Here is a 17,428-nt window from a genome sequence, read left to right as displayed (position 1 = left end):
GAAGGGCAATAGTGTGCCATTGATACGGCGCTGGCTTCAGGTCCATCCGTTGTCATTCACCCGATTTTGAACCCTTGGTGATCTGTTCATCATCGATTCAGCGAACTTTGGGAGGATGAACCTGCCAGACCAGCAGAAGACCACTGAAGCTGGTCAGCGATGGAGCCCGACCCCAAGGAATAGATCCCCGGGGGTCGCCGTCCAAAGCAACAGGCGTAAACGCGGGCAACCGCTAAAACGCCGCCGGATAACCCGGAACTGACCCAAAAAGATGAGAGGAGATCTCCATGATTAGCACCAAGCGTCGTGTCTTCCTGAAAGGCACTCTCGCCGCCGGCACCGTCGGCGTGGCCGTTGGGGCTGGCCTGCTGGCTCCGAGCAAGCTGCTGGCCGCCTGGCCGTCCTCCACGTTCGAGGCCGAGGGCCTGGACGCCGCGATGGAAGCTGCGCTCGGCTCCACCGACATCCCGGATAGCGACGACATCGATCTGAGCGCCCCGGAAATCGCCGAGAACGGCGCCGTGGTCCCGGTTTCGATCGAAACCAGCCTGGACGACGTCACCGAGATCGCCCTGTTCGCCGAGGAAAACGACTTCGCCGCGACCGCCCACTACATCCTGGCCTCCGGCACCAAGCCGAAAGTGTCCAGCCGCATCCGTCTGGGTGAGTCCTCGAACGTCGTGGCCGCCGTGAAGTCTGGCGACAGCTGGTACAAGACGGTCCGCGAAGTGAAGGTCACGGTCGGTGGCTGCGGCGGTTAAGCCGCGCGCCCCAATCGCTGATCGAACCCTATTGGAGGAATAAGATATGTCTATTCGAGTTCGCGCCCAAGAAAGCAACGGCGTTGTTAACGTCCGCGCTCTGATGAGCCACGACATGCTGGTCCCGGATGATGATGGTGGTCCGCACTTCATCGAAACCGTGGAAATCAAGCGTAACGGCGAAGACGCCATTACCGCCTACTGGAACTTCACTGTCTCTCGTAACCCGTTCCTGCAGGTCGAGTTCGACGGTTCCGCCGGCGACACCGTGTCCGTCTCCTGGACGGACAACAAGGGCGAATCCGATTCGACCGAAGTCGAAGTCGGCTAAGGAAGCCTCGCTTCCTGACGTCCAGCCGGGGCCCTCGGGTCCCGGCTTTTTTTTGCCAATTGCATGGCAGGCGAGTGCCCCGATCCGGTGTGCGTACCGGGCCGTGGCCAGCCTTGCTACACTGAGCCTTTGTCGTCTTGAATCGGAATCATGACTGAACGTACTGCTAGCATCCGCCGCGACACCCTCGAGACCCAGATCACCGTCGAGCTCAACCTTGATGGCAAGGGCACAAGCCAGCTGGAGACCGGTGTCCCGTTCCTCGATCACATGCTCGACCAGGTGGCCCGCCACGGCATGGTCGATCTCTCGGTGCGTGCGCAGGGCGACCTGCATATCGACGCGCATCACACGGTCGAGGATGTCGGCATCACGCTCGGGCAGGCGCTGGCCAAGGCCTTGGGGGACAAGAAGGGCATCCGCCGCTACGGCCATGCCTACGTCCCGCTGGACGAGGCCCTGGCGCGGGTAGTGATCGATTTTTCAGGGCGCCCGGGGCTGGAGATGCACGCGGACTTTCGGCGTTCGCACATCGGCGAGTTCGATGTGGATCTCTTTCACGAGTTCTTCCAGGGGCTGGTCAACCATGCCTGGATGACCCTGCACATCGACAGCCTTCGCGGAGACAACGCGCACCACGTGGCCGAGACCATCTTCAAGGCCTTTGGACGCGCGCTGCGCATGGCGGCCGAGGCCGACCCGCGCGCGGAGGGGATTACCCCGTCGACCAAGGGCAGTCTTTAAAGGGATTTCCCGGCCATGGAAACAGTTGCCGTCATTGACTACGGCATGGGTAACCTGCACTCGGTCGTTCGCGCGCTCGAACACGAGTCCGGTGCCGGCCAGCGCATCCTGCTGACGGACGATCCCGACACCCTGCGTGAGGCCGATCGCCTGGTCTTCCCGGGGCAGGGGGCGGCCGGTGATGCGATGCGCGCGCTGGCCGCGCGGGGGCTCGACCGCCTGTTGCCCGAGCTGACTGCGGATCGGCCCTTCCTTGGCCTGTGCCTGGGGCAGCAGATCCTGATGCAGCACAGCGAAGAGAGCGGCGGGGTCGATCTTCTGGGCATACTGCCGGGGCGGGTCGCACGTTTCCCGGAATGCGATGGCCCGGACGGCCGGCGCCTGAAGATCCCGCACATGGGGTGGAACCGGGTCCTGCCGACCGGCGAGCACCCCCTGTGGCACGGCCTGCCCGAGACGCCGTGGTTCTATTTTGTACACAGCTATCGCGTGTTGCCGGAGAACGAGGCGGATATCGCCGGGCGCACCGATTATGGCGAGACCTTTGCCTCGGCACTGGCGCGCGGCTCGCTGTTCACCATGCAGTGCCACCCGGAGAAGAGCGCCGCCTGCGGGCTGCGCCTGTTGCACAACTTTCTGCGCTGGGACGGTGAGGGTCCCGGGGCTGCGTGAGGAGTCCAAGATGCTGGTCATTCCTGCAATTGATCTGAAGGAAGGCAAATGCGTGCGCCTGCGCCAGGGCAAGATGGAGGATTCCACCGTGTTCGGCGAAGACCCGGTCGAGATGGCGAAGCGCTGGGTGGATGCCGGGGCGGAGCGCCTGCACATCGTCGACCTGGATGGCGCCTTCGCGGGCCATCCGCGTAATGCCGAGGCCGTGCATGCGATCGCCGAGGCCTTCCCCGACCTGCCGATCCAGATCGGCGGCGGAATCCGCGACGAGGACACCGTGCAGGCCTATCTGGATGCCGGGGTGGAGTTCGTGATCATCGGCACCCGCGCGGTGAGCGCGCCGCACTTCGTCAATGACCTGTGCCTGGAGTTTCCCGGGCGCATTATCGTCGGGCTGGACGCGAAGGACGGCAAGCTGGCGGTGGATGGCTGGTCGAAGCTGTCGCACCACGATGTAATCGACCTGGCCCAGCATTTCGAGGCCGATGGCGTGGTGGCGTTCGTCTATACGGATATCGCCCGCGACGGGATGATGAAGGGGCCCAATGTGGAGGCCACCGCCCGCCTGGCGAGCAACGTGCGTGTGCCGGTGATCGCCTCCGGCGGGATCAGCTCGCTGGACGATCTGCGCCAGCTCGCCGAGAACGAGGAAGAGGGCATCACGGGGGCCATCGTCGGGCGCGCGCTGTACGAGGGCGCGTTCACGCTCGAAGAGGCGCGCAAGGCGGCGTCCGGGGGCTGAGATGCTGGCCAAGCGCATCATCCCCTGCCTGGATGTCGATGCCGGCCGCGTCGTCAAGGGCGTGAACTTTGTCGGCATCCGCGATGCCGGCGACCCGGTGGAGATCGCGCGGCGCTACAACGCGCAGGGCGCGGACGAGATCACCTTCCTCGATATCACGGCCTCCAGTGATGATCGCGACACCATCCTGCATGTGGTCGAGGAGGTGGCGCGCGAGGTCTTTATCCCGCTGACCGTGGGTGGCGGCGTGCGTGCGGTGGAGGACATCCGCCGCCTGCTGAATGCCGGGGCCGACAAGGTCTCGATCAATACCGCCGCCGTGCACCGCCCGGAGCTGGTGCGCGAGGCGGCCGACTGGGTCGGCAGCCAGTGCATCGTGGTGGCGATCGACGCCAAGCGCGTCAGCGCGGAAGGCGAGTCCCCTCGCTGGGAGGTGTTCACCCACGGTGGGCGCCGGGAGACCGATCTGGAAGTCGTCGAGTGGGCGCAGCGGATGGAGTCCCTCGGGGCCGGCGAGATCCTGCTGACCAGCATGGATCGTGATGGCACCCGGATCGGGTTCGATCTGGAACTGACCCGGGCGGTCAGCGATGCGGTGGGTATCCCGGTCATTGCCTCCGGCGGCGTGGGCGAGTTGCAGCACCTGGTCGAGGGCGTGACCGAAGGCCATGCCGACGCAGTGCTGGCGGCCAGCATCTTCCATTTCGGTCAGCACACGGTGGGCGAGGCCAAGGACGCGATGGCCGCGGCAGGTGTGCCCGTACGGCCGAACGACGCTGGGGTGGCCGCCTGATGGCCGGGCGTGCGTCAGATGCCCGGGCGGGTGCCGAACTCCTGAGCGCGCTGGCCGAGGTGATCGAACAGCGGCGCCAGGCCGACCCGGAGCAGTCCTACGTGGCGAAGCTGCACGCCCGGGGGCTCGACGAAATGCTGAAGAAGCTCGGCGAGGAGTCGGCGGAGACCATCATCGCCGGCAAGAACGACGACAGCGACGCGCTGGTGTCGGAGATGGCGGACCTGTGGTTTCATAGCCTGATTGTGCTCGCGGCCCGGGGCCGCCACCCCGACGACGTCCTCGACGAGCTGGCTCGGCGCTTCGGGTTGTCCGGTATCGCGGAAAAGGCCGCGCGCCGGGCCAGTGGGCAGCGCTCTGATAAAAACGATAAATAAAACGCTGCGTATTGATTATGGGCCTGGCGCCGTTCAGGCTTATCCCAAAGTTGAATGATCTTGGAGAGAGTCCATGGGTATTGGTGGCATCAGCATCTGGCAACTTCTTATTATCCTGCTCATCGTCGTGCTGCTGTTCGGCACGAAGAAACTGCGCAACATGGGCGGTGACGTCGGCTCCGCGCTGAAGAACTTCCGTCAGGCGGTCAAGGACCCGGACGGCCAGAACAAGCAGGATGACAACGCGGAAGGCCAGGATGGCGAGACCCCTGAGGTCGAGGACCAGACCGGCGACAAGGGGCGTGTGGTCGACGGCGAGGTGAAGAACAGCTCGGAGCAGGAAACCGAGACCTCGCAGTCGGACAAGAAATCCTGATCCGCGCCCCGCGCGGAACGGCCGGACTCGGGCGGCGCTAGCGCATGTTCGACATCGGTTTCTGGGAGATCATCATCATCGTGCTGGTCGCGCTCCTGGTCGTCGGACCGGAGCGGCTGCCCGGCCTTGCGCGCGAGATCGGCCGCTGGGTGGGCAAGACCCGGCGTTTCGTGCACAGCGTGCGTTCGGATTTCGAGCAGGAACTACAGACCGACGAGCTGCGCAAGATGCTCCAGAGCCAGGAGCGCGAGATCCGTCAGCTCAAGGGCACCATGGAGGAGACCGAGAAGGATCTCCGCGAGGACATCGAGGAAACCGAAAAGGATCTGCGCGAGGACATCGAGGGGAAGGCCGCCGCCCGCAAGGGCCTGACGCAGGACCACCTGAAGGCCCTGGACGACAAGCGCGCTGCAACGGATAAACAGACGAAGAAGCCGGCCGTGCGTGAGCGCCGCCCGGCGGATGCGGACGACGCCCAGGACGAGGCCGATCCCGAGCAGGCTGAAGTGCGTCGGGTGCCGACCCGCTCGGGTATAGACGGCAACCTGATGACCGACGACCCGGCGCTGGAAGCCGAACGCAAGGCACGCGCTGGAGAGGCGGATCGACCCAAGCGCAAGAAGCCGGCTGTGCGCCCGCGTCGCACCGCGAAGTCGGATACCCCCGAGTCCGCGGACCGCCAGGATGCCGCCCCGGACCAGTCAAGCGACTCCACTCACGACGACCAGGCCCCCGACAAGCACTCATGAGCAAGACCAAGCCGGAGGTCGAACCGAGTCCGGAGGCCACCGAAACCCTGCTCACGCACCTGATCGAGCTGCGTGATCGTGTCCTCAGGATGTTCATCGCCATTCTGGTGGTGTTCCTGGTGCTGTTCCCGTTCGCCAACCCGATATACACGTGGCTGGCGGATCCGCTGATGCAGCACCTGCCGGAAGGCACCAGCATGATCGCGATCGACGTCGCCGCGCCGTTCCTGATCCCGTTCAAGCTGGTCCTGCTGTTGGCGGTGGTGATCAGCATCCCGTACCTGCTCTATCAGGTCTGGTCGTTTGTTGCGCCGGGGCTGTACAGCCACGAAAAGAACATGGCCCTTCCGCTGGTGGCCTCGTCCACCATCCTGTTCTACCTCGGGATGGCCTTCGCGTATTTCGTTGTTTTTCCGCTGATCTTCGCCTTCTTCACCGCGACCGCCCCCGAGGGGGTCTCGGTGATGACCGACATCTCGCGCTATCTCTCGTTCGTGATCATGCTGTTCATCGCGTTCGGCATCGCATTCGAGGTGCCGGTGGCGACGATTCTTCTGGTCTCGCTGGGGGCGACCACACCCGACAAGCTGGCCAAGAAGCGCCCCTACGTGATCGTGGGGGTGTTCCTGATCGGCATGGTGCTCACGCCGCCGGATATCATCTCGCAGACGCTGCTGGCCTTGCCGATGTGGCTGCTGTTCGAGATTGGCCTGATCCTCTCGCGCATCATGGAGCGCAAGAAGGCCGAGAAGCGTCGCGCGCAAGGGGGCGATGAGCCCGATGACCTGAGCGATGACTCCGGCGATGGGCCCGACGACCCGGACGGTGGGCCTGGTGGTGGCGGCAAGGGTGCGTCTGGCACCTCTAGCCGCAAGGCCGCAGCCGCCACGGCCACGGCTGGAGCGGCCAGCTCCAGCTCCAGCGCCGGGGCTCGGGAGACCCCGGCCTCCGCGCGCGCGGGCTACACCCCGATGACCGACGAGGAGATGGATGCCGAACTCGACCGCATCGAGGCGGAACAGGCCGAGCTCCAGCGCCAGAAAGAGGCGCGCAAGTCCTCGGAATCGCAGACGGACGAAACTCCAGGCACCGATCTGTCGCAAGATGACACGCCTCAGGAACCTGCCCGTGACGATGCCCGGGCCGACGAGGGGCCCTCGCAGGAAGACTATGACGAGGGGCGTTTCCGCTAGGAAACATTGATCGGTGTTTCCCGGTAGACGCTGACTGTTTCACACGCCAGCGTCTACTGGATCCCCGCGGTGTCCATCTGCGCATTGGAACTTGCTAAAATGCCCGGATAACCCATTGACCCAGGTAATGAACCCGCGATGGCCGACCCGCGTCCGACCCCCCGCCGCCCCGTCCTGCTGATCGTTATGGACGGGGTCGGAGTAAACCCCTCCAAGGTGAACAACGCCTACGCCGAGGCCAACACGCCGCGCCTTGACGAGTACCTGTCTACCCATGCGCATACCACGCTGGATGCCTGTGGCCGCGCCGTCGGCCTGCCGGATGGCCAGATGGGCAACTCCGAGGTGGGCCATTTGACCCTGGGTGCCGGGACCGTGATCAACCAGGATCTGGTGCGCATCGACGACTCCATCGCCGATGGCAGTTTTTACGAGAACGACGCCCTGGTCAGTGCCGCCCGCGCGGCCGCGAATAATGACCTGCCGCTGCACCTGATTGGCCTGGTGTCCGATGGTGGCGTTCATTCGCATATCCGCCACCTGCGCGCGCTGGTCGAGATCTGCCAGCGCGAAGGCGCCCGGCCGATGGTGCACATGATCACCGACGGTCGCGACACGGCCCCGCGTTCCGCGCTCAACTACCTCGACCCGCTGGAAGAGGAGCTGGCCAGCGCCGGCGGCGCCATTGCCACGGTATGCGGTCGTTATTACGCCATGGATCGCGACAAGCGCTGGAGCCGCACCGAAAAGGCCTTCCGCGCGATTGCCTACGCCGAGGGCGAGCCCGCAGGGTCGGCGCGCGAGGCCATCGAGGCCGCCTACGCCGCCGGCGAGGACGACGAGTTCATCAATCCCCGCATCATCAACGGCGGTGCCCCGCTCGGGCAGGACGCGGTCTGCGTGCTGTTCAACTTCCGCAACGACCGGCCGCGTCAACTGACGGCCGCGCTGGGGCTGGACGACTTCGACGGCTTTGACCGTGGTGAATTCCGCCCGGTGGCCGAGACCTGTCTGACCGAGTACGACCCGCGCTTCCTGTCGCCGATCGCCTTCCCGCCCGAGCGCCCCTCGACCACCCTGGGGAGCACGATCGCCTCTGCCGGTATCCCGCAGTTCCACTGCGCGGAGACCGAGAAGTACGCCCACGTCACCTTTTTCTTCAATGGCGGGAAGGAAGAGCCCTACGCCGGAGAACAGCGCGTGATGGTGCCCTCGCCGCCAGTGGATACCTACGACGAACAGCCGGAGATGAGCGCGGTTGAGGTGGCCGACGAGACCATCAAAGCCATGGAAGGCGGGCGCTACGGGTTCATCCTGGTGAACTTTGCCAATGGCGACATGGTGGGCCACACGGCCAAGCGCGAGGCCCTGCTCCAGGCGGTCGAGGTGCTGGATCGCGAGGTCGGACGCGTGCTGGATGCCGCGAAGGATGCGGGTTATTCCGTGATCGTGACCGCTGACCACGGCAACTGCGACGAGTACATCGACCCGGTGACCGGCGACCCGCACACCCAGCACACGATCTACCCGGTGATGTGCATGATTACCGACTCGCAGCGCTGGCGTCTGCGTACCGGCGGCGGTCTGGCCGATGTGGCCCCGACGGTGCTGGAATTGATGGGGGTACCCAAGCCCGCCGCAATGGGTGGCTGCAGCCTGTTGCTCGAGGAAGTCCCCGAGCCGGCATGAGGCCGATCATGTATACGCGCTACGACGACATCCCGGCCTATGACACCAAGGACGGCTCCGAAATCCGCGAGCTGATGCACCCGGATTCCCATGGCAATGCGGCCCAGAGCCTCGCCGAGGCAGTGGTCGCCCCGGGTGCGACCACGCACCTGCATCGCCATGCGCAGACCGAGGAGCTCTACCACATCACCCGCGGACGCGGAGAGATGCGGCTCGGGGAGGAGACCTTCGAGGTGACGGTCGGGGATACCGTCTGCATCCACCCCGGCACCCCGCATAACATCCGCAATACCGGGACCGAGCCGCTGCATATCCTGTGTAGTTGCGCGCCACCCTATTCGCACGGCGACACCGAGCTCTTGTAGCCGGGGCTCGGCTTGCTCAGGCGGGGGGCGTCCGTTCCGGGCGGTCCGCCTCCGTATCCTCCTCCAGTATCAGCGTCCGCTCGCTGTCGGATTCCGCTTGCGGGGCTTGCTGTTGGGGTGCCGGGCGCTGCTTCATGCGCGCCTCCAGCGAGTCCGCCATCGCGTTGTAGGCGGCATATACCCGTTCGAAATCATCGCGTCGCCGGGCGCGGATGCGCGTGTCCAGCCGGCCTTGTCCGATCTGATCGAGGGCCCCGCGCAGAGTGTCCAGTGGCGCCTGCAGCCGTCGTGCGAGTACGTAAGCACCCAGCGAAACGGCCAGCAACGTCACCAGCGCGAGCAGCGTCAGGGCCAGCAGTGTGGTCTGATTGGCGGCACGCAGCGAGCGGGTCGAGAGGCCCACCTGCAGCCGCCCGATCTCGATCTCCTGAAAGCGCACGGGTGCCTCGAACAGGAACATCTCGCGCCCGTCCGGGTCCTCCAGAGACCAGATCGCCTGGCCCCCGCGACGGGTCAGCAGGTGCTCCTCCGGGGGCGATTCAAATGGGCTGCCAAGCGATGCGCGATCGCTGCTCGCCACCACGCGCCCCTGGTGGTCCGCCACGCTCAATAGCGCGATCTCGCGATTGTCCTGCATGTCCTGCAGCCGCCCCTGTACGGCGATGGTGTCCTCCAGCAGCAGGTCCTCCGCGCTCTCCACCGAGATGATCTGCGCCAGCGTGGACCCGTAGTCGAAGGCCAGGTCCGTGATCACCTCGTTCTGTTTTTTCTGCACCAGGGCGCCGGCGGCTGCCAGCGTGATGGCCACGGTCGCTCCGAGGATTGCCGGCCAGCGCCACCGCAGCGGGATGATCCGCCGTCCGGCGCCGGCGCGTTCGCGTTCCATGCGCTCTTCGTCGATCCGTTGCAGCTCTACTAGCAGCTCTCCGGCTGACTGGTAGCGCTGGTCCGGTTGTTTCTCCAGCAGCCGTTCGACCAGCTCGATCAGCTCCGGGGGGCAATCCCGGACGATCGGGCGCAAGGGCGGTGGCGGGTCGCGCACCACTCGGGTCAGCAGCCCTTCGACCTCGTGCCCGCGAAAGGGTGTCGAGCCGGTGAGCAGTTCATACAGGACGACCCCCACCGAGTAGAGGTCCGCTCGGGCGTCGGTGGACAGGCCACGAATCTGTTCCGGAGCCATGTAGTGGGGCGAGCCGGCGACGTAGCCATCCGAATCGGCCCGCCAGGCAGGATCATTCAGGGTCTGGGCGATGCCGAAGTCCATCACCTTGATGTTCACCGTGGCGCTGGTGACGATGATGTTCTCCGGCTTGATATCGCGATGCACCACACCATTGCGGTGGGCGTAATCGAGCGCCTCGGTCAGCTGGATCGCGATCTTGAGTACGTTGCGCAATAGCAGCGGGCGGAACTGCTCGGCGAAGGCGGCGAGCGTAATCCCGTCCAGCAGTTCCATCGCGATAAACGGGCGGTCCCCGGATTCGCCGACGTCGAAGATCGTCACGATCCCCGGGTGGGTCAGTGTGCCGGCTGCGCGCGCCTCCACCAGAAACCGGCGGCGATACTCGGGCCGGCGTGCGTAGTCATCCTGCAGGCACTTGATCGCAAGTTCGCGGCGAATCTCCGGGTCGAAGCCGCGATAGATTACGGCCATCGCCCCGCGACCGATCTCCTCGCCTACGCCATAGCGACCGATGCGCTGCACGCCGGACGGCTCGTTCAGGTGTTTTCGAGCAGGATGCGCGCGACCGCGGCGAGCACCAGAATCGCCACTGCCACGCCGATCCAGCGCCAGGAGGACCGCCGGACGCCACCGACGGGCACGGCCTCGGAGCCGTCATCCCGGCGCCGGAAGATGAACTCCGCGCGCCCGAAACGGACATGGTCGCCGTCATTCAGCGTGGCCTCGTGCACCTTGCGCTCGTTCACCCAGGTGCCGTTCGTCGAGAGAAGGTTGACCACGCGGCAGGCCCCGCCGTCGTTGACCAGCCAGGCGTGTTGCGACGAGACACTGCCTTCCTGCAGCACGATGTCATTGTCGCCCTGTCGGCCGACGGACTGCTTGCCGGGTTTGAGGGTCAGGCGTTGCTGGCGGAAGGGTTCGGCGACGCCCACCAGGACGGGGTGTCCACCGGGGGGCGTTCGCGACTGCTCTGCGGTGGCTTCCGTCTCGGGCAAAGTCGCGCCCTGGAACAGCATGGTCCCTTGCGGCCCACTACGCTCGCGTTCACTGTCTCGTCCCTGATCGCTCATGCGGCCTCCATTGCGCAGCTGCGGTGTACCGCCCGAGTATGCCTTTCGCCCCAATGGCGAACAATGCACGGTGCCCCGGTCAGGCTGCTATGCTCGGAACCGTTCCCAACCCAACGGACAGGAGTATTCGCATGGAAGCAGAATCGACAGGCAACCCGCAGCTTCGCGAACTGATCGAACCACTGGTGCGCGGCAAGTTCTGGATGCAGCTGATCGGTATCATGCTGATCATCTCGGGCGTGCTCACTGCCCTGTCCATTGTCGGCATCCTGATTGCCTGGATCCCGATCTGGGCCGGGGTGGTGCTGATGCAGGCGGCGGGCGCCTCGCAGCGCGCCTTCGACAGCGCCGACCCGCTGGAGATCAAGTACGCACTAAGCCGACTGCGCATCTACTTCACCATCTTCGGCGTGCTGCTGCTGATCTACCTGGCCCTGATGATCGTCGGCATGCTGTTCGGCATTGGCGCTGGCATGATGGGCCTCGGCGCCATGGGCGAACACATGTAGGTGCGCAGCAGGCCCCCGGTCATTTGGTCGGCGGCTAGAACGGGATCTGCACCCGCATCCCGATGGCGTGATCCGTCATGTTGTTGGAGAAGCGGCCACGGTAGTCCACACGAACCGAACCGGAGTCCCCAGCGAGAATTTCCAGACCAGCGCCCATGTCCGCCACTGTGCGGTCACGGCTTCGGCTGATTCGAAACGAATCGCCGCCCCCCTGGAACGAGGCTGTAAGTTGGGTCTCGTCCGAGGTATACCGAGTGGCGCCCGCCGAGAGATAGGGGCGTACAAGTGTGTCATTTCCGGTCTCGAATTCGGTACCCCAGCGTGTACCCAGCGCGATACTGCCGGCGCGGTCGCGCTCGCTGTCCACGTCCAGTGCCTCGGGCCCACCGCTTTCGGAGAATCCACCCAGGCGGACCTGCCGGTAGCCAAGCCCGGCATAGGGCTTGAGGTAGGACCCACCTAGATCGATCTCGTACTGCGCATGGAGGTCGATCCCCAGGTGGCGTACGCGATAGTCGGCAGTGAGTTCGGATGGTTCGCCGGTGAAGTCGACGACGCGCGTGCTGTCATGCCAGCCGTAACCGCCCGACACTGACCCAGAAACCATCCACGGCCCTGGAGCATATTTGAGTACAGCGCCGGCATGCATGCGGTCCACTTCTGTCTGCGCGCCGGAATCCGACTGTACATCGCCGCGTTCGAATCCCACTCCGCCTCCGAGATGCCAGTCGTTGGCAAGTGCGCGTTGCACGCCGGTGGATACCGAGATACTGTTTTCCTCGAATCCAGCCTGGCGCGAGGTGGAATCCTGGTCCAGATTCCGCCGTCCGAGCCGTACCCAGGCGCACTCGCCCTGGCGCACATGGACATGTGCGCCGGAGTCCACGCTGCAGCTAAGCAGGTCACTGGCGAACACGCCGGCCGCGTGGGTCGCGCTGGCGGCGCTGTTCATATGGGGCTCGGGGCTGAGCTGTTCGTAGGCCTGTGCCAATTCGGCAACATCCGAGACAGAGAGCAGGGCGCCGAACACGGTGTCGAGGTCTCCTGTTGACCCCGTCGCCCACAGCCCTTCGATAACCCCGTGCACGGACTGCTGGTTGGAGTTCAGTCCGGTTACCGTTTCGGGGATGTCGATTTCCGCGCTCAGGCCCAGCTCGCTGGCCGAGGAGAAGTCCAGTTTGTAGTCCACGAAGAGCGTATCTTGAACATTCATCCCCTCGTCCGTGACCCCGCCCGTTGCCGCGGCGATGGTGAAGCTTCCGGAATCGTCCGGAACCAGGATTCGGGGGACGACCTCGCCATTCAGGGAGGCGGTTCCGGAGATATCCAGGAAATCGGAATCGCCGGAAACCATGTCCAGGGAAACCTGATAGCGCCCAGTAGCGGTGTTGGTCCAGTCACCGGCGACCTGGGTGGTCACGATCCGATTTGTGCCACCCGGGTTGAGCCAACCGCGGTTCTCCAGCGTGCCGCCGTTTAGGTCGACGATGGCCTCGCTCTCGAACCGGCCGGCCTCCTGATTGAACAGGGCGTTACTGCCAGTTCCGAGGTCCACGTCCCCTGCCAGCAACCCCGTGTTGTAAATCGTGTCGTCGCCATCACCACCGAGTACGGCGCGCCGCGACATCGAGGTCAGCACCCCGTCGTTCCAGACCGTGTTGCTGCCCGACCCCTCGAGTTGTAGCCCATAGTATCCCGGCCCCCCGATCACCGACCCATCCGTGATCCGTACCTCGATATCGCGCGCCGACCCGCCGTCGCTGATGGCATGGATCGCCTGTTGCCCGGCCCGGATGTGGCCGGAGCTCAGGACAGACACGGCAGTCGCGGAATCCGACACCCCGCTGATCGAGGAATGGGCGACGATACCTCGGCCGTCCGCGTCAATCTCGCCGTGGTGTTCCACCCGGACCCGCGCGACCTCCACTGCATCGATCACCATGATCCCGGCCCGGTGATTGGATTGATCGACCGATATGTCGTTTATGGCCTCCCCATCGGGCTCGCCGCCTGCGCCGTCTCCTGCTTCCTGCATCTCATCGGTATTGGCCTGATTGACATGCTCCTTCTGGACGACCTCGGCGTTCGCACGCGCCACGATGCCGTCACCCCCGGCACGGATGTCCCCGTGATTCGAAACTTTCGTGCTGGCCAGCGATCCCCCGGATATCAGGAGGATCTGCTCGCTTTCGTTTTCTTGACCCAACCGATGGTGGTATTCGGCGGAGCCTCCGGCTCCTCCGTCACCATCGTTGCCGTCCGACCCGATGCCTCCTTCGCCTCCGTCTCCGCCCACAAGTCTGGTTTCGACTTCTGCCGAGTTGGTCTGATCGAGAATCTGTACCTGTACCAGTGACACCCCACTTTCGGCGGTGATGCCGCGGCCGCCGGCAAACACGCGACCGGAGTTCTCCACTTCGACTTCGGCAAGACGGCTATGCGACAACAACACGATCTGGCCTGCCTCGTTGGATTGCGACCAGATGAGCTCTGCCAGAGTGTCCCCACCATCCCCACCATCCCCACCATCCGCACCGGCGCCACCGTCGACATCCCCGGCGCCTCCGGCACCAGCATCGCCCGCGGTCGCGTCAAACGCATCCATTGCCTGATTGGCCTGCTCCCCTTCCTGCACCTGTACGATGTCGGTAGAGACGCGTGCGACGATGCCGCCCCCTCCCGCCTGGACCGATCCCGCGTTGCGTACCTCGGCCTGGCCGATACGCGAATCAGTCAGTACAAGGGTTTGAGCCAGCTCGTTGGACTGATTCAGGCGCAGCTCTGCCAGCGCATTGCCCCCGGCGCCACCGTCTGCACCCGTGTCTGGATCGCCGGCACCACCGTCACCGCCCGACCCGGCCACCGAGCTGGCGTCGCCTGTCACGTCGTTGATCTGTTCGACCTGTTGCACCTGGACCCGGCTCGCATCGACCTCTAGGGCCAGCCCGTATCCTTCTGCGGATACGCTTCCGGTATTGTGGATCCTTCCATGGCCCACGCTGGTCGCGGTCGCGATGTCGGTCTGGCTGGCCTCGCTCGATTGCTCAACATACCGAGTGGAAAGGGCAAGACCGCCAGGCGTGCCCGTGCTGCCCGAATCATCCACCTCGCCCGAGGGCGCGCTCAGTTCGGCCGTGCCCTGCCAGGTATTTTCCTGGATGGCATCCATGATCTGAGTGTCGGGGGTGGTCAGGATTGCTGCGACTCCGTGATCGCCGCTGGTTATATCGCCGTGGTTCTCGATCGCAAGTTCGCCCAACCGAGAATCCGCGGCCACATGGGTCTGGCCCAGCTCGTTGGCCTGCTCGACTGAGACATCACCCAGGATCACTCCCGAGCCGTCCCCGGTGATTTCGGTGCCCGTTCCCACGAAGTCCTGCCCCGAAGTATTGACCTGGTCCGTGTCGAAGACCTGGACCCGAGACGCCGAATGGTCGGCGCGCAGTCCGGCACCTCCGGCCGTTATACGGCCCTTATTCACCAGGCGGGAGCGCCCGACCGTGCTTTCCGACACCACCCGGTGCTGCCTCAGGGTATTTCGCTGCAGGCTGGACTGAATGCCTGCAGAGAGGCTGTTCTCGCCCGCCTCGGCCTGCGCTTCGAGTTCCGCAACGTTGACCTGACCGGCGCCCTGCGTCTGCAGGGTCCGTGCGCGGGAGATCAGCCGCAGGCCGTCGTCACCCGCTACGGCATGCCCGGTGTTTTCCAGGGACGTCCAGCCGGCTTGGCTTTGCACGACCATCAGGTCGCGTTCAATGTGGTTTTCCTGATCCACGTCCTGAATGACCAGCGCCGTCGCATCCACCTCGGACACGGTGGATGCCATCCCCACCATGAAGGCCGCGTTCTCTTGCTGGGGCTCGTGGTCCTCCTGCGACTCGATCCAGTCGTGCACGAGCTCGATGCCTGTGGCTTCACGGGTGAGAGGCAGGCTGTTGCGGCGGGTCAGCCACCCCTCCGACTGTTCGACGATCCGGGCTTCCATCCGGTCATCGTTAATCTGGAGGACCATCTCGATCGTCTCGTCATCGGCATGCAGTGGGGCTGCGATACTGGCACCAAGCGCGGCAGCAACCGCAAGCACGAGCGTCCGGGGCTGCGGGTAAGCGCCAAGGACTCGCTGAAATGATGTCCGACAACATGCGAACCCTTGTTCGGAAATGACGCGCATGCTGGTCCCCCTATTTGTGACAGTCGGCCCGGCCCGCTTGAGGCGGGTTCTCGAGCCTACAAGTCCCATAAATAGGTATTCGAGTGAAAGGTGACGCGTGAGTCCGGCGTTAGGTTTCGCAGCGACCGCTCGTTGGGGTACCCCCCGTACGCGTGGGCGAGCCGTAGCACGGTGCGAAAGGCTGATCCGCTCGGACGTGCTCACCGCCCTGTCCATTGTCGGCATCATCATCGCCTGGACCCCGATCTGGGCCGGTGTGATGCTCATGCGGGCGGCGGGTGTCTGGCATTGCGCATTCGACAGCAAGGACCCGTTAGAGATTTAATACGCGCTGAGCCGACTGCGCATCTACTTCACCATCTTCGGCGTGCTGCTGCTGATCTACCTGGCCCTGATGATCGTCGGCATGCTGTTCGGCATTGGCGCTGGCATGATGGGCCTCGGCGCCATGGGCGAACACATGCAGTAACCGCAGGGCCATCTCCCGCCCGGAACGGCTTCCGCAAGCCGGGGTCATAACGGCCGACCCTGGCAAGCAAGGAACAGGATCTTGGATATAGCAAGGCGACTGCGGGGACGGATGGATCCGCTATACGCGGAGGGCGAGGACACACGGCGAGGGTTTGCGGCCTGGCTGCGTGCCACGCGCATTCCGCAGGTGCGCTACATCGCGTTTCTGACCGCTGCGCTATATCTGTTGTATGCCGCCATCGAGCAGACGGTAGCCGTCGATGCGTCGGGCCAGCGGCTGCTGGCCCATGGCTTGCTGGTGCCCGGCATGTTGCTGGCCGTGGCGGCGATGACTTTCCGCGCGTCGCTCCAGCGTCCGATGTGGGCCTTGCTGATTATCGCGCCAGTGGTCGCGAATGCCGCCAACCTCTACCTGAATGCCGGTTCGCCACAGTTTCTGGTGTTCGCCCCCGAGATCTATCTGAGCATCATGTGGACCTTTGCGATCTCGGGCCTGGCCCTGCGTCAGGCCGCACTGGCCGCTACCGGGATCGTGGTGCTGGTCGTGGCGGCCAGTCTCCTCCAGACCCTGGAGACCGGCTTGCTACAGCTGCACCTGCTGTGGGTGCTGGCGGCGTTTTCGTTTGGTTGCCTGAGTGCCTTCGTGCTGGAACGGGCCCTGAAACTTACCTTCCTGCAGCAACGGGAGCTGGCGCATTCGGCGCAGGTCGACGAGCTGACCTCATTGTCGAATCGTGCGCATATCGAGCAGTTGTTCGAGGAGGAGTGTGCGCGCACCGAGCGCTATGGCCAGCCATTTTCTGTGATCCTGATCGACATCGACTACTTCAAGGCCGTGAACGATACCTGGGGCCACAGGACCGGTGACACGGTCCTCAAACAGTTCGCCGAGCTTCTGCGCCAGAACCTGCGCAAGGTGGATGCCATTGGGCGTATTGGCGGCGAGGAATTCTTCGTGCTGCTGCCACAGACCGACGCCGAGCAGGCGCAGGCGGCGGCCCGCGACCTGCAGGCCCGGATCAACGCCTTTGACTTTGACGCCGTCGGGCGGCGCACCGCGAGCTTCGGTGTGACCGAATACCGCCCGGGCGAGCGCCGGGTCGATACCTTCGACCGGGCCGACCAGGCCCTGTACGCGGCCAAGAAGAACGGCCGCAACCGCATCGAGGTGCGTTGAGCCCGGACAAGGGCACAGTAGTGGTTTTCCGACGGCCGCTGGTGTGGCCGGTTAG

The 17,428-nt window shown here is 64.7% G+C and carries 17 protein-coding genes and 1 pseudogene; 15 read left to right on the top strand and 3 right to left on the bottom strand.

Annotated features, from left to right (window positions below):
• The first annotated feature begins 287 nt into the window (after window positions 1-287).
• The 12 genes from soxY to F791_RS0104950 all read left to right on the top strand — a co-directional run bounded on the left by soxY (window position 288) and on the right by F791_RS0104950 (window position 8,792).
• Window positions 288-761, top strand: coding sequence for a thiosulfate oxidation carrier protein SoxY (gene soxY / locus F791_RS0105005; RefSeq protein ID WP_012981538.1), 474 nt, complete (start codon window positions 288-290; stop codon window positions 759-761).
• Between the two features lie 46 nt (window positions 762-807).
• Window positions 808-1,092 (top strand): thiosulfate oxidation carrier complex protein SoxZ, encoded by a 285-nt coding sequence (soxZ, locus tag F791_RS13185; protein WP_012981539.1) that lies wholly within the window; start codon window positions 808-810, stop codon window positions 1,090-1,092.
• 150 nt (window positions 1,093-1,242) lie between these two features.
• A complete protein-coding gene (gene hisB, locus F791_RS0104995) occupies window positions 1,243-1,836 on the top strand; it encodes an imidazoleglycerol-phosphate dehydratase HisB (protein WP_012981540.1) in 594 nt (197 codons plus the stop codon).
• 15 nt (window positions 1,837-1,851) lie between these two features.
• Window positions 1,852-2,508 (top strand): imidazole glycerol phosphate synthase subunit HisH, encoded by a 657-nt coding sequence (gene hisH / locus F791_RS0104990; RefSeq protein ID WP_018993403.1) that lies wholly within the window; start codon window positions 1,852-1,854, stop codon window positions 2,506-2,508.
• Window positions 2,509-2,518: 10 nt separating this feature from the next.
• On the top strand, window positions 2,519-3,250 hold the full coding sequence (gene hisA, locus F791_RS0104985) for a 1-(5-phosphoribosyl)-5-[(5-phosphoribosylamino)methylideneamino]imidazole-4-carboxamide isomerase (RefSeq protein WP_012981542.1): 732 nt from the start codon (window positions 2,519-2,521) through the stop codon (window positions 3,248-3,250).
• Between the two features lies 1 nt (window position 3,251).
• Window positions 3,252-4,043, top strand: a complete 792-nt coding sequence (hisF, locus tag F791_RS0104980; RefSeq protein WP_012981543.1) for an imidazole glycerol phosphate synthase subunit HisF — start codon at window positions 3,252-3,254, stop codon at window positions 4,041-4,043.
• Entirely contained in the window at window positions 4,043-4,420 is a 378-nt protein-coding gene (locus F791_RS0104975) for a phosphoribosyl-ATP diphosphatase (RefSeq protein ID WP_012981544.1), read from the top strand. The genes hisF and F791_RS0104975 overlap by 1 nt, the downstream gene beginning before the upstream one ends.
• A gap of 73 nt (window positions 4,421-4,493) precedes the next feature.
• Window positions 4,494-4,796 (top strand): twin-arginine translocase TatA/TatE family subunit, encoded by a 303-nt coding sequence (tatA, locus tag F791_RS0104970; protein ID WP_012981545.1) that lies wholly within the window; start codon window positions 4,494-4,496, stop codon window positions 4,794-4,796.
• Between the two features lie 44 nt (window positions 4,797-4,840).
• On the top strand, window positions 4,841-5,545 hold the full coding sequence (gene tatB, locus F791_RS0104965) for a Sec-independent protein translocase protein TatB (protein WP_018993404.1): 705 nt from the start codon (window positions 4,841-4,843) through the stop codon (window positions 5,543-5,545).
• A complete protein-coding gene (tatC, locus tag F791_RS0104960; protein ID WP_012981547.1) occupies window positions 5,542-6,738 on the top strand; it encodes a twin-arginine translocase subunit TatC in 1,197 nt (398 codons plus the stop codon). The genes tatB and tatC overlap by 4 nt, the downstream gene beginning before the upstream one ends.
• A 138-nt stretch (window positions 6,739-6,876) precedes the next feature.
• The gene (gene gpmI, locus F791_RS0104955) at window positions 6,877-8,427 is read left to right on the top strand and encodes a 2,3-bisphosphoglycerate-independent phosphoglycerate mutase (protein ID WP_018139866.1); all 1,551 of its coding nucleotides are present in this window, start codon (window positions 6,877-6,879) and stop codon (window positions 8,425-8,427) included.
• Between the two features lie 8 nt (window positions 8,428-8,435).
• The gene (locus tag F791_RS0104950; RefSeq protein ID WP_012981549.1) at window positions 8,436-8,792 is read left to right on the top strand and encodes a cupin domain-containing protein; all 357 of its coding nucleotides are present in this window, start codon (window positions 8,436-8,438) and stop codon (window positions 8,790-8,792) included.
• Window positions 8,793-8,808: 16 nt separating this feature from the next.
• Here the strand turns inward: F791_RS0104950 and F791_RS0104945 are convergent, their stop codons facing one another.
• Both F791_RS0104945 and F791_RS0104940 read right to left on the bottom strand, forming a co-directional pair.
• Window positions 8,809-10,497, bottom strand: a complete 1,689-nt coding sequence (locus F791_RS0104945) for a serine/threonine-protein kinase (RefSeq protein ID WP_012981550.1) — start codon at window positions 10,495-10,497, stop codon at window positions 8,809-8,811.
• A 14-nt stretch (window positions 10,498-10,511) separates the two neighbouring features.
• Window positions 10,512-11,045, bottom strand: a complete 534-nt coding sequence (locus F791_RS0104940; RefSeq protein WP_012981551.1) for an FHA domain-containing protein — start codon at window positions 11,043-11,045, stop codon at window positions 10,512-10,514.
• A 131-nt stretch (window positions 11,046-11,176) separates the two neighbouring features.
• Between F791_RS0104940 and F791_RS0104935 the strand changes: the two genes are divergently transcribed.
• Complete coding sequence (locus F791_RS0104935) at window positions 11,177-11,554, top strand: DUF5362 family protein (RefSeq protein ID WP_018139869.1); 378 nt, start codon at window positions 11,177-11,179, stop codon at window positions 11,552-11,554.
• Between the two features lie 34 nt (window positions 11,555-11,588).
• Here F791_RS0104935 and F791_RS0104930 read toward each other — a convergent pair whose 3' ends face one another.
• Complete coding sequence (locus F791_RS0104930; protein ID WP_019592265.1) at window positions 11,589-15,638, bottom strand: autotransporter domain-containing protein; 4,050 nt, start codon at window positions 15,636-15,638, stop codon at window positions 11,589-11,591.
• 268 nt (window positions 15,639-15,906) lie between these two features.
• On the opposite strand from F791_RS0104930, the pseudogene F791_RS13810 reads away from it, so the two are divergent.
• Window positions 15,907-16,194 (top strand): annotated as a pseudogene (locus tag F791_RS13810) (DUF5362 family protein); the annotation flags it as partial.
• A gap of 111 nt (window positions 16,195-16,305) precedes the next feature.
• Window positions 16,306-17,373 carry a diguanylate cyclase gene (locus F791_RS0104915; RefSeq protein ID WP_012981553.1) on the top strand — a complete coding sequence of 356 codons (1,068 nt, stop codon included), beginning with the start codon at window positions 16,306-16,308 and terminating at the stop codon, window positions 17,371-17,373.
• Window positions 17,374-17,428: the final 55 nt, after the last annotated feature.

This window comes from Thioalkalivibrio sp. ALRh, assembly GCF_000381425.1.
GTDB lineage: Bacteria > Pseudomonadota > Gammaproteobacteria > Ectothiorhodospirales > Ectothiorhodospiraceae > Thioalkalivibrio.
The sequence above is the reverse complement of the archived record's forward strand: the minus strand, read 5'-3'. Positions and strand labels throughout refer to the sequence as shown.